We start from the raw sequence: 24340 nt of genomic DNA on the forward strand, positions 1-24340 counted from the left end.
ACGGTCCGCGGACGGCGCCGGGCCGCTCAGAAGATGGCCGACAGCGTCTGGATGATGATCACCAGGTAGATCGCCACGAAGACCAGCGTGAAGGCGCGCGCGCCGTTGCGGCCCCGGGTCAGCCGGGAGAAGCCGATCAGGCCCGGCTCCAGGTCCACCGGGGGCCGAGCCGACACCGCGGGCGGCCGGTAGATCAGCCCGTTCGGGTCGGCGGCGGCGCGCGGACGACGGGGTGCGGGCAGCTCGCGGGCCGGGCCCGCGGGGGCCCGGCGGGGGGCGGGCAGGTCGGGGGGTCCGGGGTCCGGGGTGCGCGGCCCGGGGACCGTCCCGGTGCGGGGCGTGCGCGGGGGGCCCGGCGGACGGGTTCCGGTCCGGGTCGCCGGCGGGGTGGGCTCGGTGCCGGTGCCGGTGCCGGGCACCGGAGCAGGGTCGGCCACGGGGGTGGCCTCGGTCGGCTCGGCAGCGGCAGCCGGGTCCGCAGCGTCGGCGGCGTCGACCGGGTCGGCACCGTCGGCCGGCTCAGCAGCGTCGGCGGCCCCGGGCGTGTTCACATCCCCGGCCGGGCCGCCGCCGGCCGGCGGATCAGTGCGACCCGCGGGACCGGCGGGACCGGGCGTGTCGGCCGGGTCCGGGTCGTCCACCCGGCCGCTGCCGGGCCCGGGACCGGCCGCCGCACCCCTGGCCCGCTCCGCGGCGAGCCGCGCCGCCTCACGCTCGGCGACCAGCCGCGCCACGCCCCAGCGTCCGTCGTCGACGGGGGCCGGCGCGGCGCGCCTGCTCCTCCACCGCACGGCCATGCCCGCATGCTAGGCCGTGACCAGGTCCGATGCCTCGTCGCGAAGCGGTATGCCGCCGACGCCCGCCCGACCGGGTGACGGGCGGGACCCGGTGGTCAGCCGCCCTCGGGCGGTTCGCCGCCGTTCTCACCGGGCGGGGGACCGCCGTCGCCCTGGTCGCCCTGCGGCGGTCCGCCCTCCCCGGGCGGCGGGCCGTCGCCCTCCGGCGGGGGCGTCCCCTCCGGCGGCCCCGGCGGTGGCGGCGGGGCCGGCACCGTGCCGCTGCTGACCTGCAGGGTCACCTGCTCGCCCGGCAGCGCCGCACCGCGCGGCTCCTGCCCGACGACGGTGCCCTCCGGGGCCCGGTTGTCCACCGTGCGGGTCGTCACCTGCCAGCCCGCGCCCTCCAGCTCGGCACGGGCGGCACCCACCGAGCGACCGACGACGTCCGGGATACGGGACTCGGCGCCGCCGTCGAGGTAGCGCGGATCGGCCGGCGGGAGCGGGGTCGGCGGCGTGTCCGCCAGCAGCGGCGACACCGCGCCGTACCAGGTCCGGGCCGGCGTCTTCCCGCCGAAGATGTTCCCGTTGCTGCAGGCGAACGGGCCGTTGCCGCCGTCGCACAGCGGTCGCGGCGAGTTCGAGTTGTCGAACGTGATGACCGCACCGGACATCTCCGGCACCGCCCCGAGGAACGCCGCCGACTTGTTCTGCTGGGTGGTCCCCGTCTTGCCCGCCATCGGCCGCGTCCAGCCCGCCGCCCGCGCTGCCGCCGCCGACGTGCCGGAGATGTCGTCCTTGCTCATCCCGTGCACCATCGTGTTGGCCAGGCCCGGCTCGACGGCCTGCTGGCAGGGCTCCTCGGTGATCGGGACGTCCTCGCCGTTCGCGTCGGTGATCGAGTCGATCGGCGACGGCGGGCACCACATGCCCTCGGAGAACAGCGTCGCACCGACGTTCGCGAGCTCCAGCACGCTGGTCGGCGTGACCCCGAGGGTGAACGACGCCAGCTTCTGCTCCTTGATCACCTCGGCGATCGAGCGGTCGGTCCGGCGACCGGAGCCCGGATCGACGAACGGCGTCGTCGCCAGGGACTTCATGCCCAGCCGGACCGCCATGTCGACGACGTCCGGGACGCCCGTGAACTCCTCCAGCTTGATGAAGGCGGTGTTCGGCGACTGGGCGAGCGCATCGGTCAGGCTCATCCGCGGCGGGAGGCCCTCGCTGGCGTTGCGGACCGGGATCGGGCGGCCACCGCCGTCGGTGTAGATCGGGGACGCGTAGCCGGACGGCGGGACCTGCATCGAGTAGTTGATGCCCAGGCCCTTCTCCAGTGCGGTCGCCGCGGTGAAGACCTTGTACGTCGAGCCGGCGCCCAGGTTCACCGGCTGGTACGGCAGGCCGTAGCTGGTCTCCTCGGCGTCCGCGTTCAGCCCGAACGTGCGGCTCGAGCCCATCGCCAGCACCCGGTGCTTGTCCTTGCCCGGCTGCACCAGCGACATCACGTTCGCGACGTTCGGCGTGTCCGGCGCGACCTCGCGGTCCAGCGCGGCCTTGACCTCCTGCATCGCCCGCCGGTCCAGCGTCGTGCGGACCGTGTAGCCGCCGCGCAGGATCTGCTCCTCGGTGAAACCCGCCTCGGTCAGGTACTGCACGACGTACTTGCAGAAGAAGCCGGTGTCGCCGGCGCCGATGCAGCCGTTCGGTACCCGGACCAGCGGGTTCGCGATGCCGATCGGGGCCGCCATGGCCTGCTCCGCCTGCGCGTCGTCGATCATCCCCTGGCCGCGCATCTGGTCGATGACCACGTTGCGCCGCTGGGTGGCGGTCTCCGGGTGCCGGGCGGGGTCGTAGCGCGTCGTCGACTGGACCATCCCGGCGAGCAGCGCGGCCTGCGGGACCGTCAGCCGGTCCGGCGTGGTGTTGAAGTACGTCCGGGCCGCGGCTGCCACGCCGTAGGAGCCGTTGCCGTAGAACACCATGTTCAGGTAGCGGTTGAGGATCTCGTCCTTGCTGAGCTGGCGTTCCAGCTGCAGCGCGACCCGCGCCTCCTTGAGCTTGCGGGCGGCGGTCTGCTCGGTCGCCTTCAACCGCTCGGCCTCGGTCCGGGCCTCGACGTAGAGCATGTAGTTCTTGACGTACTGCTGGGTCAGCGTCGACGCACCCTGCACGACGTTGCCGGAGGTGGAGTTCGCGACGACGGCACGCAGCGTGCCCTGCCAGTCCACGCCGTCGTGCTCGTAGAACCGGCGGTCCTCGATCGCGAGCGTCGCGGCCTTCATCGCGGGCGAGATCTGCTCGTTGGTGACCTCGGTCCGGTTCTGGTCGAACAGGTAGGCGATCGGGCGACCATCGGAGTCGGTCAGCGTCGTCGTCCGCGGGACGGGATTGTTCACCAGGTCCACCGAGCTGGACGTGACGCTGTCGCCGGCATCGTTCGACAGCACTCCGAGCCCACCGGCCAGCGGGAACGCCATCCCCGCCGTCACCACGCCGAGCAGGACGCACAGGCCCGCGAGCACGCCGATCGGGCGGAGCAGGCGCCGGGGGAACCTCACGGCGCAAGAGTACGGGCCGGAAGGTCAGAAGCCCGTCAGGTCCGGGTCCCCCGGGTTGCGTAGTTTTGCGCGCTGCCCGGACCCGCCCGCGCTCCCGAGAATCGACGGTGCCGCAAACGCGGGCCCGCTGGGAGGCCCGCCCGGACCACCGAGGGGCCCGCCGCCATGACCGAGCACAACGTCACCCCGATCGACTCGCGCCGCACCGGGCGCGCCCGGCTGCGCCCGGCCGGGCTGCGGCCGTCGGGCACGGTCTGGAACTGGCGGGCCGCCGCCCGGTGCCGCACCGCTGACGCCGACGACCTGTTCGTCACCGGCGCCCGCCAGCGGGAGGCCCGCGAGTTCTGCTTCGCCTGCCCGGTCCGCACCGAGTGCCTGGCACACGCGCTCGACCAGCAGGTCGAGTTCGGCGTCTGGGGCGGGATGACCGAGCGGGAGCGGCGCGCGCTGCTGCGCCGCCGTCCGGACGTCGACGACTGGGCCGACCTGCTCGGGCAGGCCCGCAGCGACCACTACGCCGGTCGGCCGCGCGGCGCGTAGCGCCGCTCGTTACGTTCGGCCCCGTGCAGACCACCGACTGGACGGGGTTCCTGTCCGGCCTCTACCGGACCCACGCCGACGACCTGGCCGCCGTGATCACACAGCAGCGGGCGTTCCTGGCGGACTCGCCGACGGTGGTCCCGCAGCTCGACGACGTCGAGGCCGAGCTCACCTACCTGCTGCTCCGCCACCACCGGCCGTCGCACGTGGTGGAGATCGGGACCTTCCACGGCTGGTCCACCACCTGGATCCTGTCCGCGCTGCGCGACAACGACCACGGCCGGCTGCACTCGTTCGACCTGGTCGACCACGTGCGGCGGAATGTGCCCGCCGGGCTCGCCGGGCAGCGGTGGACGTTCCACCACGGCGACCTGCGGGACACCGTCGACGAGGTCCCGGCGGACACCGGCTACCTGTTCGTCGACGCCGACCACGGACGCCGGTTCGCCCGCTGGTACCTGGCGCACCTGTTCCCGCGGATCCGGTCCGGCACCCCGACGAGCGTGCACGACGTGTTCCACCTGCCGTGGGCCCGGCCGTTCACCGAGGGCGCCGAGGTGCTCCGGCTGCTGAGGGCCCGCTCGGTCCCGTGGTTCACCGCGGCCCGCCCGGCCGCCCGGGAGAACCTGCGGGCGCTGGACGCGGTGCGGGCCGAGCTCGGGATCACCGGGGCCCGAGGGGCCACCCGCAACCCGATGATCTTCTTCGCGATGCCCTGATCATCCCGGCGCGACGACGAAGTGGGCGTTCCGGCCCCGCTCGTCCCCACGCACGAGCATGCCGTCGACCACCAGCCGCTCCAACTGCGAGCGGGCACCGTTGGTCGTCAGCCCGGTCAGACGCGCGTAGTCCCCCGAGGTCAGGCGGTCGTGCGAGGCGAACCACGCTCGCACGACGGGGCGCGGATCGTCCGGCTTCCGGTAGCCGAGGATCCCCCGGGCCCTGAGATCGCCGGCACGACCGGCCCACTCGACGACGGCGATGGCCTCCTTCGAGAGGATCCATCCTTCCTTGAACCGCACGACCAGCGGCTCGCCCACGATCCGGCACTCGGCCGCCGTCTCCAACGCCTCTGCCGCCTCGGCGGGAGTTCGCTGGAGAGTGGGCGCCAGGTTCGCCGCCGTCGCGATCGGCCTACGGAGCAGATGGTCGATGATCAGAGCGATACGGACGTCCTGTCGCCTGATCGGTGGGTCGATGTGCGTGGTCAGCGCCATGACCGGGACCACGGGCTCCCCGCCGACCAGGCGGAGCCGGATCCGGGGTCCGGCCGCGTTGGGGCAGGAGTGCGCCGCCGCGACCGCGCCGTCCGGCTTCCTCCTTGAGATCGACCTGCTGACGCTCGACGTCGTCGGGCAGGACGCCTGCGCTCAGCTTGCCGAGGGCCGTCCGTACCGCGTTCGCAGACGAGCGCGCTCCTGGAGACGGTCGGCCTCGGGATGAAAAGGCAACACGATGCGCTCTCCACGTCCGCTGTGTGCTTTAGTGGCCTTCTAAACTAGAACACCAGCGGCGCAGCTCCGTTGTGGAGTGCCGTCTCGCGGCTCAGCTCCCGGTCGCGACGGCCCCCGGCTCGGTGTCCCCGGCCAGCAGCGCCCCGACCTTCCGCAGCCCGTCCAGGTCGGCGATGTCCCCGGCCAGCGCCGGCACCCGCGCCACCGCCACCGCCGGATGCGCCGCGGAGAACCGGGTGAGCAGGTGCTCCTCGCGCTCGTGCAGGTCCACCCGGTCGGCGTGCAGGCGCAGCACGGCCGCCGCGATCTGCGATCCGGGCCCGCCGACCTGCTCGGCCGCCGCCCGGGCCCGGGCCGCCGAGACCGGGGCCAGCACCGGATGCGTCCGGTTCAGCACCAGCCCGGCCAGCGGCATGTCCTCCGAGGTCAGCCGGTCGGTGAAGTAGGCGGCCTCGCGCAGCGCGTCCGGCTCCGGCGCGGCGACGACGAGGAACGCGGTCCCCGGCGAGCGCAGCAGCGCGTAGGTCTTCTCGGCCCGCTCGGCGAACCCGCCGAACAGGGTGTCGAAGGCCTGCACGAAGGACGACGCGTCCTGCAGCATCTGGCCGCCGATGATCGTCCCGACGGCCTTCGCGAACAGCCCGAACCCGGCCTCCACGATCCGGCGCAGCCCCCGCCCGCCGGCCCGGGCCGGCGCAGCAAGGAGCTTGATCATCCGGCCGTCGAGGAACCGGGACATCCGCTGCGGGGCGTCCAGGAAGTCCAGCGCCGACCGGGACGGCGGGGTGTCGACGACGACCAGGTCCCAGGTCCCGGCGGCGACGAGCTGGCCCAGCTTCTCCATCGCCATGTACTCCTGCGTCCCGGAGAACGACGAGGAGATGACCTGGTAGAACGGGTTCTCGATGATCTTCTCGGCGCGCTCGGGCGGCGCGTGGCCCTGCACCATCTCGTCGAAGGTGCGGCGCATGTCCAGCATCATCGCCGCCAGGTCGCCGCGGGCCCCGGCGACCGGCGCCGGGTCGTTGGACAGCTCGGACAGGCCGAGCGCCTGGGCCAGCCGGCGCGCCGGGTCGATCGTCAGCACGACGACCTGACGGCCCCGTTCGGCGGCCCGCAGCGCGAGCGCCGCCGAGGTGGTCGTCTTGCCGACCCCGCCGGAGCCGCAGCAGACGACCACCCTGGTCCCCGGGTCGTCGATCAGCGCGTCGAGGTCCAGGACGTCCGCCTCGTTCATCGCCGGGCCTCCAGGTGCACTCCCTGCGCGGTCATCGACTCCGCCAGCTCGTAGAGCGCCCCCAGGTCGACGCCGCCGAGCACGGCGGGCAGCGTCAGCCGGGGCAGCGGCGGATCGGGTTCGGTGTCCAGCCGGCGCAGCGCCGCGGTCTCCCCGGCGACGGCGACGGCGTGCTCCACCGTCTCGGCGACCAGGCCGTCGATCTCGTCCGGCGCCAGCTCGATCCCGGCGCTCTGCAGGCCGCCCGCGATCCGGCCGGCGTCGACCCGGCCGCCGGCAGCCGCGGTCAGCGACCGGTCCGGCAGCCACTGCTCACGCATCCGGTTGACGACGACGGTGCCGACCGGGATCTCGGCCCGGTCCAGCTCGGCGACGGCGTCGAGGGTCTCGCTGACCGGCAGGTCGGAGAGCAGCGTGACCAGGTGCACCGCGGTCAGCGGCGAGTGGATCAGCTGGTTGACGCCCTCGGCCTGGCCGTGGATCGGGCCGACCTTCGCCAGGTCGGCCATCGCCTTGGTGACGTCGAGGAAGGTGACCAGCCGGCCGGTGGGCGGGGCGTCGAGCACGACGGCGTCGTAGGCGGGCCTGCCGTCGGCCTCGGTGCGGGTGACGCACTCCTTGGCCTTGCCGGTGAGCAGCACGTCGCGCAGGCCGGGGGCCAGCGTGGTGGCGAACTCGATCGCGCCCATCCGGCGCAGCGTCCGGCCGGCCATGCCGAGCCGGTAGAACATCTCGAAGTACTCCAGCAGCGCGGCCTCGGTGTCGACGGCGAGCGCGCGCACCTCGCCGCCGCCGGGCGCGACCGCGATCCGCCGCTCCTCGTAGGGCAGCGGCGCGGTGTCGAACACCTGCGCGATGCCCTGCCGGTTCTCCACCTCGACGAGCAGCACCCGCCTGCCACCGGTGGCCAGCGCCAGCGCGAGCGCCGCGGCCACCGTGGTCTTCCCGGTGCCGCCCTTGCCGGACACGACGTGCAGCCGCGCCCGCGCGAGACCGGCGGGCCAGGCCCCGGGTGGTCCGGTGCCGGTCGCGCTGTCTCCGCTGTCGTCCCCTCGGCCGGGGTGGACGGTCGTCGTCACACGTTCACCGTACGGAGACCGCCCGCGGGCGGCGCGTCGACGAGGCGGGGCCCACACGGACGCCCGTCGCAGTCAGACCGCCATCCGCCGCGGGAGTGCGGCCCGCCCCCGGACGCCCGGGTTAGAGTCCGGCCATGAGCTCCCCGGCTGTGAAATGGGAATACCTGACCGCCCCGCTGCTGATCCACAACACCAAGGCGATCCTGGACAACTTCGGGCAGGACGGCTGGGAGCTGGTCACCGTCACCGCCGGTGCGAACGCCGAGCAGCTCGTCGCGTTCTTCAAGCGCCCGGTCCAGCAGTGAGCGCACTCGCCCGCCTGCAGGAGCTGGGCCTGTCCCTGCCCCCGGTCGCGACGCCGGCCGGCGCCTACATCCCGGCCCGGCGCACCGGGAACCTGGTGTTCACGGCGGGGCAGGTCCCGTTCGTCGACGGCAAGGTCGCCGCGACCGGCAAGGTCGGCGCCGGTGTGACCGCCGAGGACGCGTACGGCCTGGCCCGGATCTGCACGCTGAACGCGCTGGCCGCGATCGACGGCCTGGTCGGCCTGGACGCCGTCACCGGCGTGGTCAAGGTCGTCGGGTTCGTGGCGTCCGATCCGTCCTTCACCGGGCAGCCCGGTGTGATCAACGGCGCGTCGGACCTGCTGGGCGAGGTGTTCGGCGAGGCCGGGGCACACGCCCGCTCGGCGGTCGGGGTGGCCGTCCTCCCGCTGGACGTGCCGGTCGAGGTCGAGCTGACCGTCGAGGTCGGCTGAGCGGAACCGGCGGGACGAGCACATGGGCACAGCGGAGCGCACACCGACGGCCGGGCACGAGCTGCTTCTGCAGCTGGCCGGCCGGGTTCCGGACGAGCTGCTGTGGCGGATGCGGAACTGGCTCGCCGGCGGCGACTCGAACGCGCTGAGCGCGACCCTGCCGCGGACCCTGCTGCGGCACCGGATCGGGATCACCGACGACGAACGGGCACTGCTCGCCGAGGTCGTCGTCCCGGGTTCGCCGTCACGGCGCCTGGTCGACGCGGTCCTGCCCGGCTCGGCCGCGCCCCCTCCGGCGTTCGGGCCGGGGGCGGCGGATCTCGCCGCGTGGTCGGCCATGTCGGTCGTGTCCTCGGCGGACGGCGGCGAGCTGCTCATCGCCGCCCGGGACGACGGCGCGCGGCTCCTGCTGGTCCGCGGCGCGGAGCGGCCGGTCGAGCTGACCGCCACCCTGCAGCGCCTGCTGCGGGTGCACGGCGAGCACGTGCCACGGGTGGAGGTGTGGGTCGACGACGATCCGCCGACCGCCTACCACCGGGCGGCGTGCGCCGCCGCCGTCTCGCTGTGGAGCAGGTCGCCGGTGCCCACCGGCTGACAAGGAGGCCCCATGTCCGACCCCACGTACCGGCTGTTGCTGGAGCTGGCCGGCCGGGTGGACGACGACCTGCTCGCCACCGGGCGGGAGCTCGTCGCCGTCGGTGAGGAGGGCCACGCGCTGGAGCTGCTGGTGGCCGAGCTGGTCGCCGGTCGTGTCGTGCTGCCGCCGTCGGTGCGGCTCGACCTGATCGCGGAGGCCGCGGCCCGCCGGGTCCAGCCGGACGCCGACCGCTGCCTGCCCCGCGGGGATCCGGCCTCCGTCGCCGAACTGCCGCACCGCTTCACCGGGACCGGCGCCGGGGCCGTCACGGACGCCGGGGCCGTCGCCGCCGCGCTCGCCGGCGTCCCCGCCCCGGACGGTGGCTGGCGGCTGGCCTGGCGGACCACCCCGACCGGTTCCGCACCGGGCCCGCTGCCGCACCCGCTGCTGCTGGCCCGCACCGGTGGCGGCGGCTCCGCCGAGGTGCTGACCTACCAGGCACAGACCGCCCTGCGCCGGGCCGGGCTGGCCGTGTCGGTCGAGGTGCTCGGCGACGACGACGAGGACACCGCCTACCACCGTGCCGCCCGGGCCGCCGGCGTGCCGCTGCCGGTCGGTGCCGGGCCGGTTCCTGCGCACGACGACCGGGAGCACGATCCGCTCGGCATCGGCGGGTCCGGCGGGCCTCCCCGCGACGAGCGGCCGGACGACGACGGGTGGGAACCGCACTCCCGGTTCGCCGCGGCCGCTCCCGGCACACCGGACGACGGAGTCCCGGACGCCCGCGCCGGCAGCGACCGGCCCGGCCCCGGGTCCGCCGAGGACCGGGCGGTGCCCCGTCCCGGGCGCTACGGGTCCCCTAGCGGGTCGTCCGCGCGTTCCGCAGCGGGTGAGCCGTTCGCGCCCTCCGGGCCTGCCGGGCCGGGCGCGTCCAGCGGGGCCACCGGGCCCGACGAGTCCACCGGACCGGCCGGGGCCGCCGAGCCGGCCGGTGGTACCGGCGTCTCCGGGAGTGCCGATTCGTTCGAGGCCACCGAGGCATTCGGGGCCCCCGGGGCTGACCGGGCTGACCGGGCCCCCGGGGCAGGCGATCCGTCCGGTGCAGGCGATCCGACCGGGACCGCCGAGGAGTTCGGGGCCGCCGGGGCTGACGGGTCCGCCGGTCGCACCGGTTCGTCCGGGCCCGCCGGGTTCTCCGGGCCGTTGGAGCCCTTCCGATCCGAGCGGCGCGCGGCGTCCGGACGGTCCGGACGCTTCGCGTCGCGCACGCCCTCCGCGCGCTTCGCACCACCGGCCCCGGCGGAGAGCCAGGATCCGGCGCAGCCGTCCGAGCGGTCGATCCCGTCCGAGCCGGCGGACCGGCCGGAGACACCCGGCCGCTCGGGCCCGGCGAACCGGCCGGACGCAGCGGACCGGTCGGACACAGTGGACCGGCCCGACACAGCGGACCGAGCGGACACACTGGACCGGCCCGACACGGCGGACCAGCCGGGCGTTCCAGGCACGGAGAACCCGTCGGACAGGTCCGATCTCCCGGGCCGGCCGGAGCTGCCCGCCCGATCGGAGCTCCCCGGCCCGCCGGAGCTGGCGACCCGATCGGACCTCCGCGACCCGCCGGAACTGCCCGCCCGGTCGGACCTCCCGGGCCCGGCGGAGCGGACCGAACCGCCCGCGCCGGCGCCGGCGCCCCCCGCACGATCCGGGCCGTCCGCGACGTCCGCGCAGCTCGCATCCGGCGGCCGGCCCCCGGCACCGGCGCCGTCCGCACCGACCGGCAGAGCGGTCCCCCCGGCCGCGCCGGCCGATCCAGGGGTCGACGAGCACCCGCCGGGTGACCTGCCCTCGAGCACCGGTGCGGGCCCGGCACCCGGTGCCGGGACCTTCGACGCGGGGCTCCCCGGCACCGACGATCCGGTGACCGAGCTGGACACACCGGCCGCGGCCGCCCATCCCGCGCCGCGCCCCTCACCTCCGATCCGGGCGCTGCGCGGGTCCGCCGCCGGGGACTGGTTCGACTCCACCGATCCGGACGGACGACCGCGCGTCGCCGGCGCCGGCCGCACCGATCGCAGCGGCGGCAGGCCCGGCGAGGGCACCGAGTCGCCGTTCGGCGCGGACTCCGGGGGCACCCCCGGCGGGGAGTTCGGGGCCGCAGCCGATGCCGGGCACACGGCGCCCCCCGGGAGCACATCCGACACCGGACACCGGACATCCCCCGGCGGACTGCCCGGCACCGCACCCGGCGCCGGGCACGCGGCATTCCCCGGCACTGAACCCGGCGCCACATCCGGCGCGGCGAACCCGGCCGCACCCGGCGCGGACCCCCGCCCCACCGAACCGGCCACCCCGGAGGCCGGCCTGTCCGCCGTCGGCGGCACCGGCGGCCCGGACGACGCCCCCGCGCGCTCCGACGCCTGGACCGCGACCGGCAGCGTGGTCGACCACCGGGAGCCGACCTTCTCCGAGCTCGGAACCATCCCGGACCACGCCGGCAACGGGCACGCGGTCCGCGGCCCCTCGCCCTATCCCGCGGGCCGGGCCCCGGACGCCCCGGCCGGCGGACCCGACCGGGCCGACGCCGACCCGTTGCGGGCCGTCCCGCCCGGGACGCCGCCGGGCCCGCCCGCGGAGGAGGACGCCTGGCTGCGCGACTGGGCCTCCGGGGCCTGGACCGGCGACACCGGCACGGTCTCCGCGCCCCCGGACGGCGCCGGGACCCCGGACGGGCCGGGAACCGACGACCCGACCCCGGCGCCCGGCGTCCCCGTCGTGCGTGCGCCCACGCCGCCGCCCTCGCCCGGCCCGTCGGGTGGCCGGGCCCGCCGCCCCCGGCACATGCTCGTTGCCGACGACCCGGGCGGCCCGGGCAGTACCGGCGGTACGGAAGCGGCGGCGGCGCCCGCCGACCGCAACGGGATCCCGCGACCGTCGCCGCAGCCCCGGCCGCAGCCGGCGGGCAGCCTCGCCGACCGGCTCAGCCCGACCGAGCAGGATCTGCTGCAGCGCCTGCACGAGGAGCTCGCGGCCCGGGAGACCGGCGGCGAACCGACCCCGCGGAACGGGACCGCCCGCACCGACCCGGCCTGATCCGGCCCGGTTACTGCCCGGCCGTCCGCCGCACCTCGTCGACGATGCGTTGCAGGTGCAGGGCCCGGCGGGCGTCCACCGGGAGCCGCGGGTCGCCCGCCGCGACCGCGTCGGCGAGATCGTCGAGCAGCCGGGCGTAGCAGGCCACCGGGTCGGCCGGGCGGGTGTCCAGCCGGTGCCGGCCGGCCGCGCCGACCACCGACACCTCGAACTCGGTGGGGTCGACCGGGATCCGCAGCGACAGGGTGAGAGAGCTGCGCGCCCCGCCGGCGTGCGCGAGCCCGATCCGCCACAGGTCCGGCTCGTCGCGGCGGGCCTGGTCGACGCCGGTCACCGGGCCGAGCGCGGCGTCCAGCAGGTCGATCAGGTGCGGGCCGACGTCGAGCAGCGCACCGTGCTCTGCCCGCCAGGCCGATGTCGCGAACGGGCCACCGAGCAGCGCCCCGGACAGCCAGCGCGCGGTGCCGGTGCTGTCCGGGCCGTGCGGGCCGGCCGGCACGGCGTCCAGCCAGGACCGGATCGCCGGGTCGAAGCGCAGCGTCAGGACGGTCGCCGAGCACACCCCGGCGTCGTCGATCGCGGCGGCGGCGCGCTCGGCAGCGGCCAGGTCCGCGGCCAGCGGCTTCTCCAGCACGACGTGCTTCCCGGCGGCCGCGGCCCGCGCCGCCAGCTCGCCCTGCACCTGCGGCGGGACCGCGAACGCGACGGCGTCGGCGGCGTCGAGCAGGTCGTCGAACCGGTCATGGACCGGACCGCCGCTGATCGCCGCGACCTCGGCCGCCATCGCCGGCCGGCGGGCCCACACCCCGGCCGCCGTCCAGCGCGGGTGGCCGGCGATCGCCGGCGCGTGCACCGAACGGGCCCAGGGCCCGGCACCGACCAGTCCGATCCGCATGCGGGCATTCTCACGGCCCGGCCGCCGCGACGATGACCTAGGGTCCCGGACATGGGCACCGCAGCTCCGAACCCGGCCCGGCCGCAGCCGGTCGAGCCGAGACCCGCCGCCACCGTGCTGCTCGTGCGGGACTCCCCGGAGCGCGGTGAGCTGCAGGTGTTCCTGCAGCGGCGGGTCACCGGGATGGCGTTCGCCGGCGGGATGACGGTGTTCCCCGGCGGCAGCGTGTCACCCGACGACGTGCCGGACCCGGCGCGCTGGCGCGGACCGGAACCGGCCCGGTTCGGCTCCCGGCTCGGCCAGCCCGAGCCGCTCGCCGCCGCGCTGGTGACGGCCGCGGTCCGCGAGACCTTCGAGGAGTGCGGGGTGCTGCTCGCGTCCCGGCGCGGTGCGGCCCCGGGCCCGGTCGCCGACGCCGCCGCCTGGCGCGCGGACCTGGAGGGGCGCCACGTCACGCTGCCCGCCCTGCTCGACCGGCACGACATGGAGCTGCGCGCCGATCTGCTCGTACCCTGGTCCCGGTGGATCACCCCGGCGGTGAACCCGCGCCGCTACGACACCGCGTTCCTGGTCGCCCGGGTCCCCGACGGCCAGGACGCCGACGACGCGACCACCGAGGCGGTGGAGGCCCGCTGGTGGTCGCCCACCGACGCGCTCGCCGGGCACGCCGCCGGCGAGCTCTCACTGATGGCGCCGACCCTGCACACACTGCAGGACCTGGCCCGGCACACCAGCGCCGCCGCGGTGCTGCACGCCGCCGCCCGTCGCGACATCTCCCCGGTGACCCCGGAGATCCGGCGCGAGGGGCGGGTCGCGGTGATCACGCTGCCCGGGGACCCGGACTGGCGCTACGAGGAGACGACCGGATGAGCGAGCGGGGATGAGTGGGACCGAGATGAGCCACCCGCACTACGGCGCCCTGCGTGCGGTGCACCCGCTGGCCTCGGTGCTGCTGCAGCACAATCCCGGGCCGATGACGCTGGAGGGCACCAACACCTGGGTGGTGTCGGTCCCCGACTCGGGGGAGCGGATCGTCGTCGACCCCGGTGAGGACGACGGCACCCACCTGGAGGCGCTGGCCGACGGCGCCCCGGTCGCCGCGGCCGTGCTGACCCACCGCCATCACGACCACGCCGGTGGCATCGACCGGTTCGTCGCGCTCACCGGCGCGCCGGTGTACGCCGCCGATCCGTCGCTGGTGTCGGGCACCGCACCGCTCACCGACGGCACCGTGATCGCGGCCGCGGGCGTCGAGCTGACCGTGCTGGCGACGCCGGGCCACACCTCGGACTCGGTGTCGCTGCTGCTCACCGGGCCGGGTGCGGACGGTGCGGCGCTGCTCGCCGGGGACACCGTGCTCGGCCGCGGCACCACCGTCATCGCGCACCCGGACGGCGCGCTCGGCCCGTACCTGGACTCGCTGCGCCGGATCGCCGAGCTGCCGGCCGGCACGCCGGTGCTGCCCGGGCACGGTCCGGAGCTGCCGGACGCCGCCCGGATCGCGAACGACTACCTGGCGCACCGCGAGCAGCGGCTGGACCAGGTCCGCGCCGCGCTGGACGAGCTCGGCCCGGACGTGGCGCCGCGGGCCGTCGTCGAACTGGTCTACGCCGACGTCGACACCTCGCTGTGGGACGCCGCCGAGCTGTCCGTCCGCGCCCAGCTGGACCACCTCCGCGGCTGAGCTTCACGGGGCGGGCGGCGCCGTCGCGTCGTCGCCGTGCGCGTCCACCCACTCGTCCCGGAAGCGGCGCAGGAACTCCTCCAGCGCGGCGTGCCTGCGCTCGCCCATCTCCCGCCCGGCCGCGGTCCGCAGCTCGCCGCGCAGCCGCAGCAGCTTCTCGTGGAAGTGCGCGACGACCGAGCCGGTGGGCCCGGGCCGGTAGCCCTCCGACGACGGCGGCGCGGCCGGATCCCACAGCGGCTCGCCGATGGCGCCGCCGTAGGCGAAGGCGCGGGCGATCCCGGTGGCGCCCATGGCGTCGAGCATGTCGGCGTCGTGCAGGCAGGCCGCGATCGCGGCGGCGGCCGGCCCAGGACCGGACGGCTGCGACGCGGCGGAGAACGTGTAGCGGCCGGTGGCCTCGACCGCGTCGAGCACCGGTTCCCACAGCGACTCGTCGATCGCGGCGCGGCGCAGCGCGGCCCGGGCGTCGTCCCGGCACTCGGCGGGTGCGACGACCCGGCCGAGCCGGGCCTCGGCGGCGCGGTGGTGGTCGTGCACGTAGGCGGCGACGGCGGCGACGAACCCGTCGAGACCCTCGCGGACCGCGAGCCGGGCCGCGAGCCCGGCGACCCGGTTCAGGTGACCGACGTCGTGCGCAACGTCGGCGCCGGCCAGGTCGGCGGCCACCACCTCGCGCAGCCGGCGGAGCGCGCCCGCGCCGCTCACCGGGCGCTCCCGGCGGGCTCGCACTCCACGGTCGCGGCCATCGTCGCCCGGCGGGTCCACAGCAGCACCGCGACCAGCGTCCCCAGCATCCCGCCCGCGGCGAAGCCGACCGGCCCGAACCGGTCGATCAGGACACCGGACACGGCCTGGCCGGCGGACACCCCGAGCACCGCCGCCGTCACCACCCAGTTGAACGCCTCGGTCGCCGAGTCGGCGGGCGCCGTGTGCTCGACCCCCAGCGAGTGGGCGGTGACCTGCGGCGTGATCAGCGCCCCGGCCGCCATCATGACCACGGCCAGCAGCACCAGCGAGCCGATCGGGGAGACCAGCCCCATCGCCGTCACCAGCAGCCCGAAGCCACCGAGCAGCACCGGCAGCCGCAGCCCGAGCGACCGCGGCCGGGGGCGCAGTCCGTAGAGGACACCGGCCAGCACCGAGACCACCGACCAGGCGGACAGCAGGATCCCGCCCATCGCGGGCGAGCCGGCGGACGCGGTCGCCGCCAGCACGCCGACCTCCGCGGTCCCGGCGACCAGACCGAAGCCGAGCGCCGCCAGCGCGACCGTGCGCAGGCCGGGCCTGCGGATCACGCCGAGCAGCCCGGTGTCGCCGGCCGGTGTGCCGGAGGTCCGGGAGGCGCGGATCCGGGCCGAGCGCCGCCGCACCGCACGGGTCAGCGCGAACCAGGTCGTCCCGGTGATCTCGGCCAGCGCGGCGACCAGCAGCGCGGTGCCCGGCCACGGGGTGCCGACGGCGAGCAGCGCGGCGAGCGCGGGCCCGAGGATGAAGAAGGTCTCGAGGCTGATCGCCTCGTAGGTGTAGGCCGCCTCGCGGGTCCGGCCGGCCGGCACCAGGTCCGACCACAGCGCCCGCGACGAGCCCTCGATCGCCGGGGTGACGGCGCCGGTCACCAGCCCGGCGAGCAGCACCACCGGCAGCGCGGCGCGCAGCTCGATGCAGGTGACGAGCCCGGCGACGGCGACCGCGTAGGCCGCGACGATCAGCAGCAGCGGGCGGCTCGGGCCGAGCCGGTCCAGCAGGCGTCCCTGGACGACGGTGCCGACCGCCGTCCCGACCAGCAGCGCGGCCGACACCGCACCGGCGATCGCGTAGGAACCCTCGATCTCGCGGACGTAGAGCAGGGTCGCGAGGCTGTGCATCGCGATCGGGAAGCGGCCGATCAGCGAGGCGCACACCGGCGCGGCCGCACCGGGCGCACCCAGTGCGGCCCGGTAGTCGGAGGGGGAGGCGGGCACGCCGCCCAGCATCACATGGACTGGGACAGGCGTACCAACGTGTTACCGCGCGCGGCGCGCGAGCCGCTCCGGCTCCAGGATCAGCACGCTCTTGCCCTCCAGCCGCAGCCAGCCGCGGTGCGCGAAGTCGGCGAGCGCCTTGTTCACGGTCTCCCGGGAGGCACCGACCAGCTGCGCGATCTCCTCCTGGGTGAGGTCGTGGGTCACCCGGAGCAGGCCGGACTCCTGCGAACCGAACTGGCGGGCGAGCTGCAGCAGCGACTTGGCGACCCGGCCGGGCACGTCGGTGAAGATCAGGTCGGCCAGCATGTTGTTGGTGCGGCGCAGCCGGCGGGCCAGCACGCGCAGCAGCTGCTCGGCGATCTCCGGCCGCTTGCCGATCCACTCGCGCAGCGCGGTGCGGTCCATCGTGTAGCAACGCACCTCGGTCACCGCCGTCGCCGACGACGTGCGCGGGCCCGGGTCGAAGATGGAGAGCTCGCCGAACATGTCGGACGGCCCGGCCACCATCAGCAGGTTCTCCCTGCCGTCCGGGGACTTGCGGCCGAGCTTCACCTTCCCGCCGGCCACGATGTAGAGGCGGTCACCGGGCTCACCCTCGGAGAAGATGACCTGCCCACGGGAGAACTCGGCGGACTCCAGCGCCTCGGTCAACGCCTCGGCGGCCTGGGGCTCAACCCCCTGGAAGATCCCGGCCCGGATCAGAACCTCATCCACTGCAATGCTCCTCGTTCACCGGCCGCGATCGTCACGGCGGGTCGTCGGCGCGTCAGTGTAGAGGCCTTCGCCACACACGTGCGCACCACTGACCCGATCGGACTCTCATCCGATCGGGCCTGTTGCGTGTACAGGGCGCGCCGCGGCCCCCGTTACGATCTTGTCACGCCGACGGAACCTGGCTGCGGCGAGTCCCCCGCCGGCGGCGGTTGCGCAGCCGGAACAGCTCCAGGGCGCGGCTGGTGCCGGACCGGAACAGGGCCCGCACCTCGTCCGGACGCGGCTGTTCGAGCATCTCGTCCAGCTCGTCCTGCCGCACCGTGGACTCCCGCAGGCGGGACTCGACTCGTTCCATCCCGAGCGCGAAGAACATCACGAGCAGCGGGACGAGGACGCTCAACCAGGCAGTCATGGCGCCTCCGATCCTCTCGTACTGGTTCGCTCGCCGACGCTCCGGGGGTAGCCGGTCCGCCCGCTTCGTGACACGTTCGTGACCTCCGGTCCGCCTGACGGACGTTCGGCGGGGATCGGGGACCGTTCGCCGCCCGCGGCTGCGCCGACCGGACCGACCGGGGCGGCGGGCCGTCGCCGCGACACGGCGGCGGGACTGTCGGGGGTCACCCGTACGCTCGGTGACGTGAGTACCTCCGCCCGACGGACGGCCCGGCCCACCGGGCGCGCCGCGGCCGGTCTCGCCGCACGGGTCGCGGCCGGGGAGAACCCGATCGGGCGGGCCCGGCGGGTGAACCGGATCCTGCGCGCGCTGGCCGAGGCGTACCCGCACGCACACTGCGAGCTCGACTTCGTGACACCGCTGGACCTGGCCGTCGCCACGATCCTGTCCGCCCAGTGCACCGACGAGCGGGTCAACCAGGTCACCCCGGCGCTGTTCGCCCGGTACCCGGCGGCCGCCGACTACGCCGGGGCGGACCGCACCGAGCTGGAGGAGATGATCCGGCCGACCGGCTTCTACCGGAACAAGGCGTCCTCGCTGACCGGGCTGGGCGCCGCGGTCGTCGACCGGCACGGCGGCGAGCTCCCGGCCACCCTGGACGAGCTGGTGAAGCTGCCCGGGATCGGCCGCAAGACGGCGAACGTGATCCTGGGCAACGCGTTCGGCGTCCCCGGGATCACCGTGGACACCCACTTCGGGCGCCTGGTCCGCCGCTGGGGCTGGACCACCGAGGAGGACCCGGTCAAGGTCGAGCACGCGGTGGGTGAGCTGATCCCGCGCCGGGACTGGACGATCGTGTCCCACCGGGTGATCTTCCACGGCCGGCGGGTGTGCCACTCCCGCAAACCCGCCTGCGGTGTGTGCACCCTCGCGGCGGACTGCCCGGCCTACGGCACCGGGCCGACCGGGCCAGCCGAGGCCGCAGCGCTGGTCAAGGGCCCGGAGCGGGACCGGCTGCTGGAGCTGGCGGGAGTCACCGGCAGCGGGGACGGGCGGTGAGCCGGGCAGGCGCCTCGCGCTCGGAGATCGCCTCGACCGTCGTGGTCGCGGTGCTGGTCGCGCTCGGCGTGTGGGCCCTGTGGCCGTCGGCGCCCGCGCCGCAGCCCGCGGCCGCGCCACCGGGGGCCGCCGCGCCCGCGAACCTGCCCGACGGCGATCCGGCCGCCGCCGATCCGGTCGCGCTCGCCGCCGCCCGGGAGGCCGCGGCGCTGCGCCCCTGCCCGGAGCCGACCGGCGCGCCGGCGGCCGGGCCGCTGGCCGGGATCACCGTGCCGTGCCTGGGCGCCGAGGGCGCGGTCGACGTCGGCCAGGTGCTCGCCGGGCGGGCCGTGCTGGTCAACTTCTGGGCGTCCTGGTGCCTGCCGTGCCGCGAGGAGCTGCCGGCCCTGGAGGAGTACGCGGCCCGGCCGGACGCGCTGCCGGTGCTGACCGTCGACGTCCAGGACGATCCGGTGGCCGCGCTCGGCCTGGCCGCCGAGCTCGGGATCACCCTCCCGGCGCTGACCGACCCGGGCGGCGAGCTGCGCGCGGTGCTGGACACCCCGCCGGTGCTCCCGTTCAACTACGTCGTCCGGGCCGACGGCACGCCGGCGATGGTCGATCCGCCGATCCCGTTCCGGACGGCGGACGACGTCGAGGCGGCCGTGGAACGGCTGTCGTGACCGCCGCCGTCGTCCCCGAACCGGATCCCGGCGCCGCCCCCGAACCGCTGCGACCGCTGGTGGAGGGGGCCCTCGGGCTCGACCCCGGCTGGTTCGGCGCCCGGCGCGACCCGGCCGGCCGGGAAGCCGGCGCCCGGCGCGCGGCGGTGCTGATGCTGTTCGGGCCGGACGGGCCGGACGTGCTGCTCACCGAACGCGCGGCGACCCTGCGCTCGCACGCCGGGCAGGTCGCGTTCCCCGGGGGCGCGCTCGATCCCGGCGACACCGGCCCGGTGCACGCCGCGCTGCGCGAGGCGCAGGAGGAGACCGGGCTCGACCCGGCAGGCGTCGTGCCGCTGGCCGTGCTGCCCGAGCTGTTCATCCCGCCGACCGGCTACCTGGTGACCCCCGTGCTCGCGCACTGGGCCGCACCGGAGCCGGTCCGCGCGGTCGATCCCGGCGAGGTGGCCCGGGTGGTGCGGGTGCCGGTGCCGGAGCTCGCCGACCCGGCGAACCGGTTCACCGTGCGCGGCCCGAGCGGCTACACCGGGCCGGCCTTCCGCATCTCGGGGCTGGTGATCTGGGGATTCACCGGGGGCCTATTGTCCGCACTGCTGCACTGTTCCGGCTGGGAACGCCCCTGGGACGGCACGCGGATCGAGAACCTCGACGAGGCCTGGGCTGCCGCTCGGGCGGAGCAGCGACACCCGCGAGGAGTACCTGTGATCGACCCCGCCGACCGTCCCGACGAGGTGGGCGGGTGAGCCTGAGCTGGGTCGACGTCGTGGTCGTCATCCTGGCGCTGCTGGCGGCGGCATCGGGCTGGCGGCACGGGGTCGCGGTCGCGCTGCTGTCCTTCCTGGGCGTGCTGACGGGGGCGGTGCTCGGCCTGCGCCTGGCCCCCCTGCTGGCCGACCAGGTCGAGTCCCAGCCGGCGAAGGTGCTGCTCGGGATCGGCGCGGTGGTGCTGCTCGTCGCGCTCGGCGAGGCGACCGGGGTCTACCTGGGGCGCTTCGTCCGGGACCGGATCCGGCGCGAGGGCACCCTCAAGGTCGACTCGGCGCTCGGCGCCGGGGTGCAGGCGGTGGCCGTGGTGGTCGCCGCCTGGCTGATCGCGCTGCCGCTCGCCTCGACCAGCATCGCCACCCTGACCAGCGGCGTCCGCGACTCGCGGGTGCTCGCCGGAGTGGACAGCGTGATGCCCGACGCCGCCCGGCAGCTGCCCGCCGAGCTGCGCCAGATCCTCGACGACTCCGGCTTCCCGGACGTCGTCAGCCCGTTCTCGCGCACCCCGATCGCCGTGGTCGGCCCGCCGGACTCGGCGCTCGCGCAGTCCCCGGTGGTGACCGAGGTCCGGGACCGGGTGCTCAAGGTCCGCGGGCGGGCACCGTCCTGCCGGCGGGCGCTGGAGGGCACCGGCTTCGTGGTCGCGCCGCAGCGGATCATGACGAACGCGCACGTCGTCGCCGGCACCTCCAGCACCACGGTCGAGGTCACCACCGCGGCCGGCCGGACCCGCCAGCTGGACGCCGAGGTGATCCACTACGACCCCGAGGTCGACGTAGCGGTGCTCGCCGTCCCGGCGCTCGACGAGGAGCCGCTCCGGTTCACCCCGGACCCGGCCAGGGTCGGCGACGACGTGATCATCCTCGGCTACCCGCTGGACGGGCCCTACACGGTGACGCCGGGCAAGGTCCGCGAGCGGATCCGGCTGCGCGGCCCGGACATCTACGAGCGGGGCAGCGTGCTCCGCGACGTCTACACCGTCCGCGCGGTGGTCCGGTCCGGCAACTCCGGCGGCCCGATGATCAACCCGGACGGCCAGGTGGTGGGCGTGGTGTTCGGCGCCGCGCTGGACGACTCCGAGACCGGCTTCGTGCTGACCGCCGAGCAGGTTGCGCAGGCGCTGAACGTCGCGGCCGACGGCGGCTCGCGGCCGGTCGGCACCGGGGAGTGCGCCTCCTGATCGTTCCCGGCATCCGGGAACGATTCGCCACCAGGTGGGACGACACCTAGCGTGGACGGGTGCCCACCGACGTGACCCGCAGCCGTCGCCGCTGGCTGGTGCTGGCGGTCGGGACGGTCGCGCAGACCGCGGCCTGCTCGTTCGTCTACGGGATGCCGTTCCTGGTGCCGCTGCTGCGCGACTCCGCGGGGCTGACGCTGGCGCAGGCCGGCGCCTACGTGGCGGCGCCGACGGCCGGCCTGCTGTGCACGCTGGTGCTGTGGGGGGCGATCGCCGACCGGTACGGCGAGCGCGGCGTGATGGGCACCGGGCTGGTGCTGTGCGCGGTCGCGGTCGGGGCCGCACCGGCCGGGCCCGGGCCGGTGCTGCTCGTCCTGCTCGGGCTCGGCGGGGCGGGCGCCGCCTCGGTGTTCGCGGCGGGCGGCCGGCTGGTGATGGGCTGGTTCGGCGCCCACGAGCGGGGCACCGCGATGGGGATCCGGCAGACCTCGCAGCCACTCGGCGTCGCGCTGGCCGGGCTGACCCTGCCCACCCTCGCCGTTGCCGTCGGGCCGTTCCGGGCGCTGCTGCTGCCCGCCGTGCTGTGCCTGGTCGCGGCCGCGCTGGTCGCGGGCCTCGCCCCGAACCCGCCGCGGCCTCAGCTCGCGCCCGGGGCCGCAGCGGCCCGCTCGCCGTACCGCACCCCGGTGCTGTGGCGGGTGCACGGCGCGAGCGCGCTGCTGGTCGTGCCGCAGTTCGCGGTCGCCGCGTTCGCCACCGAGTACCTGGTCCGCGAGCAGGGCTGGGGGGCGGCCGCGGCCGGCGCGTTCGTCGCCGCGAGCCAGGTGGCGGGGGCGCTCGGCCGGATCGCGACCGGGATCTGGTCGGACCGGGTCGGGTCCCGGTTGCGGCCGATGCGCTGGATCGCCGTCGGCGCGACGGCGGTGCTGCTGCTGTTCGCGCTCGGCGACGCCGTCGCCGGCTGGCTCGCCGTGCTCATGCTGGCGGTCGGCGCGGTCGTCACCGTCGCGCCGAACGGGCTGGCCTTCACCAGCACCGCCGAGCTCGCCGGGCCGTCCTGGTCGGGACGCGCGCTGGGCGTGCAGAACACCGGGCAGAACGCCGTCGCGTCGATGGTGCCGGTCGCACTCGGCGCGCTGATCGGTGCGACCGGCTACGGCATCGGGTTCGCGCTCGCCGCGCTCGCCCCGCTGGCCGCCATCGGGGTGACCCCGGTGTCCGGCGAGCGCGGCACCCCGCCGGACTGACCGCGGGCTCAGCCGCCGGCACCGGTCAGGGCCGCCGGGTCGGTCGTCGCGGGCGCCGGGGTGCAGACGGTGCCGTCGGCGGGCAGCACGCCGTCGAGGAGGGCGGCGTCCACCGCGGCGTTCACGCACGGGTCCGGTCCGTAGGAGCCGTGGCCGACCCCGTCCCGGGTGAGCAGCACCGCGGAGTCCAGCGTGCGGGTCATGGACTCGGCCCAGTGGTGCGGGGTGACCGGATCCAGCCGGCCGCCGACGACCAGGGTCGGCGGCGCGCCCGCGGCCGTGAACGGGCCGGTGACCCGCTCGGAGTCCCGGGCCGGCCACAGCGCACAGTCCAGGGCGGCGTACGCGGCCCGGGGACCGATCCGCGGTGCCTGCCCGACGACCGCGCCGGCGGCGGCGGTGTGCGGCGCGGCGACGTCGGACGCCGGATCAGCGGGTGATCGTCTGCTCCCGCCCGGGGCCGACCCCGATCGCGGAGACCGGCGCACCGGTGAGCTCCTCGATCCGCTGCACGTAGGCCTGCGCCGCGGCGGGCAGCTCGTCCCAGGTACGGGCGCCGGAGAGGTCCTCGAACCAGCCGGGCATCTCCTCGTACACCGGGACGGCGTGGTGGAAGCCGGTCTGGGTCATCGGCATCTCGTCGACCCGGTGGCCGTCGACCTCGTAGCCGACGCAGATCGGCACCGTCTCCAGCCCGGACAGCACGTCCAGCTTGGTGAGGAACACGTCGGTGATGCCGTTGACGCGCACCGCGTACCGGCCGATCACCGCGTCGAACCAGCCGCAGCGCCGGGCCCGGCCGGTGTTCACCCCGACCTCGCCGCCGGTCTTGCGCAGCCAGTCGCCCATCTCGTCGAGCAGCTCGGTCGGGAACGGGCCGGAGCCGACGCGGGTGGTGTAGGCCTTCAGGATGCCGATCACCCGGGTGATCTTGTTCGGGCCGATGCCGGAACCGACCGATGCGCCGCCGGCGGTCGGGTTCGAGCTGGTCACGAAGGGGTACGTGCCGTGGTCGACGTCGAGCAGGGTGCCCTGCGAGCCCTCCAGGAGCAGCGTCTCCCCGCGCTCCAGGGCCTGGTTCAGCAGCAGCCGGGTGTCGACGATCTTGTCGGCGAACTCCTTGGACTGCTCCAGCACGGTGTCGACGACCTCGTGGAAGTCCAGCGCGCGCCGGTTGTAGACCTTGACCATGATCTGGTTCTTCAGCTCGAGCGCGGCCTCCACCTTCTGGTGCAGGATCTTCTCGTCGAGCAGGTCCGCGGCGCGGACGCCGACCCGGGCCACCTTGTCCTGGTAGGCGGGGCCGATGCCGCGGCCGGTGGTGCCGATCTTGGCCTTGCCGAGGTAGCGCTCGGTGACCCGGTCGATCGCCACGTGGTAGGGCATGATCAGGTGCGAGTCGGCCGAGATGAGCAGGCCGGAGGTGTCGACGCCGCGGCGCTCCAGCCCGGCCTTCTCCTCGATCAGCGCCTCGGGATTGACCACCACGCCGTTGCCGATGACGTTCTTGACGCCCGGCGACAGGATCCCGGACGGGATCAGCTTGAGCGCGAAGTCGCGCCCGTCCGGCGTGACGACGGTGTGCCCGGCGTTGTTGCCGCCCTGGTAGCGGACGACCCAGCCGAACTGCCCGCCCAGCAGGTCCGTCGCCTTGCCCTTGCCCTCGTCGCCCCACTGGGCGCCGATCAACACGATTGCGGGCATGTAA

The 24340-nt window shown here is 75.7% G+C and carries 25 protein-coding genes; 13 read left to right on the top strand and 12 right to left on the bottom strand.

Features of this window, described 5'->3' with window-relative positions; all coding sequences use genetic code 11:
- Positions 1-26 precede the first annotated feature (26 nt).
- A complete protein-coding gene (locus tag ABZ881_RS20725; RefSeq protein WP_358486788.1) occupies positions 27-797 on the bottom strand; it encodes a hypothetical protein in 771 nt (256 codons plus the stop codon).
- Between the two features lie 95 nt (positions 798-892).
- The gene (locus ABZ881_RS20730; protein WP_344021686.1) at positions 893-3334 is read right to left on the bottom strand and encodes a penicillin-binding protein; all 2442 of its coding nucleotides are present in this window, start codon (positions 3332-3334) and stop codon (positions 893-895) included.
- A 165-nt stretch (positions 3335-3499) separates the two neighbouring features.
- On the opposite strand from ABZ881_RS20730, the gene ABZ881_RS20735 reads away from it, so the two are divergent.
- Together ABZ881_RS20735 and ABZ881_RS20740 are read left to right on the top strand one after the other, a co-directional pair.
- Positions 3500-3874: a WhiB family transcriptional regulator gene (locus ABZ881_RS20735; protein ID WP_344021688.1), complete on the top strand. Its 375-nt coding sequence runs from the start codon at positions 3500-3502 to the stop codon at positions 3872-3874.
- A 23-nt stretch (positions 3875-3897) separates the two neighbouring features.
- Positions 3898-4593, top strand: coding sequence for a class I SAM-dependent methyltransferase (locus ABZ881_RS20740; protein WP_358486792.1), 696 nt, complete (start codon positions 3898-3900; stop codon positions 4591-4593).
- Here ABZ881_RS20740 and ABZ881_RS20745 read toward each other — a convergent pair whose 3' ends face one another.
- The 3 genes from ABZ881_RS20745 to ABZ881_RS20755 all read right to left on the bottom strand — a co-directional run bounded on the left by ABZ881_RS20745 (position 4594) and on the right by ABZ881_RS20755 (position 7542).
- Entirely contained in the window at positions 4594-5091 is a 498-nt protein-coding gene (locus tag ABZ881_RS20745) for a DUF5635 domain-containing protein (RefSeq protein ID WP_358486794.1), read from the bottom strand.
- 328 nt (positions 5092-5419) lie between these two features.
- A complete protein-coding gene (locus tag ABZ881_RS20750; RefSeq protein WP_358486796.1) occupies positions 5420-6565 on the bottom strand; it encodes an ArsA family ATPase in 1146 nt (381 codons plus the stop codon).
- Positions 6562-7542, bottom strand: a complete 981-nt coding sequence (locus ABZ881_RS20755) for an ArsA-related P-loop ATPase (RefSeq protein WP_344021781.1) — start codon at positions 7540-7542, stop codon at positions 6562-6564. The genes ABZ881_RS20750 and ABZ881_RS20755 overlap by 4 nt, the downstream gene beginning before the upstream one ends.
- Before the next feature lie 236 nt (positions 7543-7778).
- On the opposite strand from ABZ881_RS20755, the gene ABZ881_RS20760 reads away from it, so the two are divergent.
- The 4 genes from ABZ881_RS20760 to ABZ881_RS20775 are packed head-to-tail and all read left to right on the top strand — an operon-like array spanning position 7779 to position 12065.
- The gene (locus ABZ881_RS20760) at positions 7779-7949 is read left to right on the top strand and encodes a DUF4177 domain-containing protein (protein WP_085914543.1); all 171 of its coding nucleotides are present in this window, start codon (positions 7779-7781) and stop codon (positions 7947-7949) included.
- The gene (locus tag ABZ881_RS20765) at positions 7946-8401 is read left to right on the top strand and encodes a RidA family protein (protein ID WP_344021695.1); all 456 of its coding nucleotides are present in this window, start codon (positions 7946-7948) and stop codon (positions 8399-8401) included. Before ABZ881_RS20760 ends, ABZ881_RS20765 begins: the two co-directional genes overlap by 4 nt.
- Positions 8402-8423: 22 nt before the next feature.
- Positions 8424-8996: a hypothetical protein gene (locus tag ABZ881_RS20770; protein WP_358486800.1), complete on the top strand. Its 573-nt coding sequence runs from the start codon at positions 8424-8426 to the stop codon at positions 8994-8996.
- A gap of 12 nt (positions 8997-9008) precedes the next feature.
- A complete protein-coding gene (locus ABZ881_RS20775) occupies positions 9009-12065 on the top strand; it encodes a hypothetical protein (RefSeq protein ID WP_358486802.1) in 3057 nt (1018 codons plus the stop codon).
- A gap of 10 nt (positions 12066-12075) precedes the next feature.
- Here the strand turns inward: ABZ881_RS20775 and ABZ881_RS20780 are convergent, their stop codons facing one another.
- The gene (locus ABZ881_RS20780) at positions 12076-12960 is read right to left on the bottom strand and encodes a Gfo/Idh/MocA family oxidoreductase (protein ID WP_358486804.1); all 885 of its coding nucleotides are present in this window, start codon (positions 12958-12960) and stop codon (positions 12076-12078) included.
- A gap of 51 nt (positions 12961-13011) precedes the next feature.
- Between ABZ881_RS20780 and ABZ881_RS20785 the strand changes: the two genes are divergently transcribed.
- Together ABZ881_RS20785 and ABZ881_RS20790 are read left to right on the top strand one after the other, a co-directional pair.
- Entirely contained in the window at positions 13012-13830 is an 819-nt protein-coding gene (locus ABZ881_RS20785) for an NUDIX hydrolase (protein WP_344021704.1), read from the top strand.
- A gap of 25 nt (positions 13831-13855) precedes the next feature.
- Positions 13856-14644, top strand: a complete 789-nt coding sequence (locus ABZ881_RS20790; protein WP_358486871.1) for an MBL fold metallo-hydrolase — start codon at positions 13856-13858, stop codon at positions 14642-14644.
- A 3-nt stretch (positions 14645-14647) separates the two neighbouring features.
- Here the strand turns inward: ABZ881_RS20790 and ABZ881_RS20795 are convergent, their stop codons facing one another.
- The 4 genes from ABZ881_RS20795 to ABZ881_RS20810 form a co-directional block, all read right to left on the bottom strand.
- Positions 14648-15352: a hypothetical protein gene (locus ABZ881_RS20795; protein WP_358486806.1), complete on the bottom strand. Its 705-nt coding sequence runs from the start codon at positions 15350-15352 to the stop codon at positions 14648-14650.
- Positions 15349-16608 (bottom strand): MFS transporter, encoded by a 1260-nt coding sequence (locus ABZ881_RS20800; protein ID WP_358486809.1) that lies wholly within the window; start codon positions 16606-16608, stop codon positions 15349-15351. Before ABZ881_RS20800 ends, ABZ881_RS20795 begins: the two co-directional genes overlap by 4 nt.
- A 42-nt stretch (positions 16609-16650) precedes the next feature.
- Positions 16651-17325 carry a Crp/Fnr family transcriptional regulator gene (locus tag ABZ881_RS20805; RefSeq protein ID WP_344021710.1) on the bottom strand — a complete coding sequence of 225 codons (675 nt, stop codon included), beginning with the start codon at positions 17323-17325 and terminating at the stop codon, positions 16651-16653.
- Positions 17326-17488: 163 nt separating this feature from the next.
- Positions 17489-17737, bottom strand: coding sequence for a hypothetical protein (locus tag ABZ881_RS20810; protein ID WP_344021712.1), 249 nt, complete (start codon positions 17735-17737; stop codon positions 17489-17491).
- 312 nt (positions 17738-18049) lie between these two features.
- Here ABZ881_RS20810 and nth point away from each other — a divergent pair, with 312 nt between their 5' ends.
- From nth to ABZ881_RS20835, 5 genes are read left to right on the top strand one after another with little or no spacing between them, the layout of a single operon-like run.
- Positions 18050-18778, top strand: a complete 729-nt coding sequence (gene nth / locus ABZ881_RS20815; RefSeq protein ID WP_344021785.1) for an endonuclease III — start codon at positions 18050-18052, stop codon at positions 18776-18778.
- A complete protein-coding gene (locus ABZ881_RS20820; RefSeq protein WP_358486812.1) occupies positions 18775-19440 on the top strand; it encodes a TlpA disulfide reductase family protein in 666 nt (221 codons plus the stop codon). Before nth ends, ABZ881_RS20820 begins: the two co-directional genes overlap by 4 nt.
- Positions 19437-20183 carry a CoA pyrophosphatase gene (locus tag ABZ881_RS20825; protein WP_358486814.1) on the top strand — a complete coding sequence of 249 codons (747 nt, stop codon included), beginning with the start codon at positions 19437-19439 and terminating at the stop codon, positions 20181-20183. The genes ABZ881_RS20820 and ABZ881_RS20825 overlap by 4 nt, the downstream gene beginning before the upstream one ends.
- A 2-nt stretch (positions 20184-20185) precedes the next feature.
- Entirely contained in the window at positions 20186-21385 is a 1200-nt protein-coding gene (locus tag ABZ881_RS20830) for a MarP family serine protease (RefSeq protein WP_358486873.1), read from the top strand.
- A 59-nt stretch (positions 21386-21444) separates the two neighbouring features.
- Positions 21445-22632 (top strand): MFS transporter, encoded by a 1188-nt coding sequence (locus ABZ881_RS20835; RefSeq protein WP_358486817.1) that lies wholly within the window; start codon positions 21445-21447, stop codon positions 22630-22632.
- 8 nt (positions 22633-22640) lie between these two features.
- On the opposite strand, the gene ABZ881_RS20840 is transcribed toward ABZ881_RS20835, so the two are convergent.
- Both ABZ881_RS20840 and ABZ881_RS20845 read right to left on the bottom strand, forming a co-directional pair.
- Positions 22641-23120, bottom strand: a complete 480-nt coding sequence (locus tag ABZ881_RS20840; RefSeq protein ID WP_358486819.1) for an alpha/beta hydrolase — start codon at positions 23118-23120, stop codon at positions 22641-22643.
- Entirely contained in the window at positions 23062-24336 is a 1275-nt protein-coding gene (locus ABZ881_RS20845; RefSeq protein WP_358486821.1) for an adenylosuccinate synthase, read from the bottom strand. Before ABZ881_RS20845 ends, ABZ881_RS20840 begins: the two co-directional genes overlap by 59 nt.
- Positions 24337-24340 lie beyond the last annotated feature (4 nt).

Origin of the sequence: Pseudonocardia sp. NPDC046786 (genome assembly GCF_040645415.1) — a bacterium.
Taxonomy (GTDB): Bacteria; Actinomycetota; Actinomycetes; order Mycobacteriales; family Pseudonocardiaceae; genus Pseudonocardia; species Pseudonocardia kongjuensis.

Bases quoted from the DNA above. Each gene is read 5' to 3' on its own strand.
- ABZ881_RS20790 (WP_358486871.1), top strand. From the start codon at position 13,856: ATGAGCCACCCGCACTACGGCGCCCTGCGTGCGGTGCACCCGCTGGCC.
- ABZ881_RS20845 (WP_358486821.1), bottom strand. From the start codon at position 24,336: ATGCCCGCAATCGTGTTGATCGGCGCCCAGTGGGGCGACGAGGGCAAG.
- ABZ881_RS20760 (WP_085914543.1), top strand. From the start codon at position 7,779: ATGAGCTCCCCGGCTGTGAAATGGGAATACCTGACCGCCCCGCTGCTG.
- ABZ881_RS20810 (WP_344021712.1), bottom strand. From the start codon at position 17,737: ATGACTGCCTGGTTGAGCGTCCTCGTCCCGCTGCTCGTGATGTTCTTC.
- ABZ881_RS20780 (WP_358486804.1), bottom strand. From the start codon at position 12,960: ATGCGGATCGGACTGGTCGGTGCCGGGCCCTGGGCCCGTTCGGTGCAC.
- ABZ881_RS20750 (WP_358486796.1), bottom strand. From the start codon at position 6,565: ATGAACGAGGCGGACGTCCTGGACCTCGACGCGCTGATCGACGACCCG.
- ABZ881_RS20775 (WP_358486802.1), top strand. From the start codon at position 9,009: ATGTCCGACCCCACGTACCGGCTGTTGCTGGAGCTGGCCGGCCGGGTG.
- ABZ881_RS20725 (WP_358486788.1), bottom strand. From the start codon at position 797: ATGGCCGTGCGGTGGAGGAGCAGGCGCGCCGCGCCGGCCCCCGTCGAC.
- ABZ881_RS20735 (WP_344021688.1), top strand. From the start codon at position 3,500: ATGACCGAGCACAACGTCACCCCGATCGACTCGCGCCGCACCGGGCGC.
- ABZ881_RS20745 (WP_358486794.1), bottom strand. From the start codon at position 5,091: ATGGCGCTGACCACGCACATCGACCCACCGATCAGGCGACAGGACGTC.
- ABZ881_RS20770 (WP_358486800.1), top strand. From the start codon at position 8,424: ATGGGCACAGCGGAGCGCACACCGACGGCCGGGCACGAGCTGCTTCTG.
- ABZ881_RS20785 (WP_344021704.1), top strand. From the start codon at position 13,012: ATGGGCACCGCAGCTCCGAACCCGGCCCGGCCGCAGCCGGTCGAGCCG.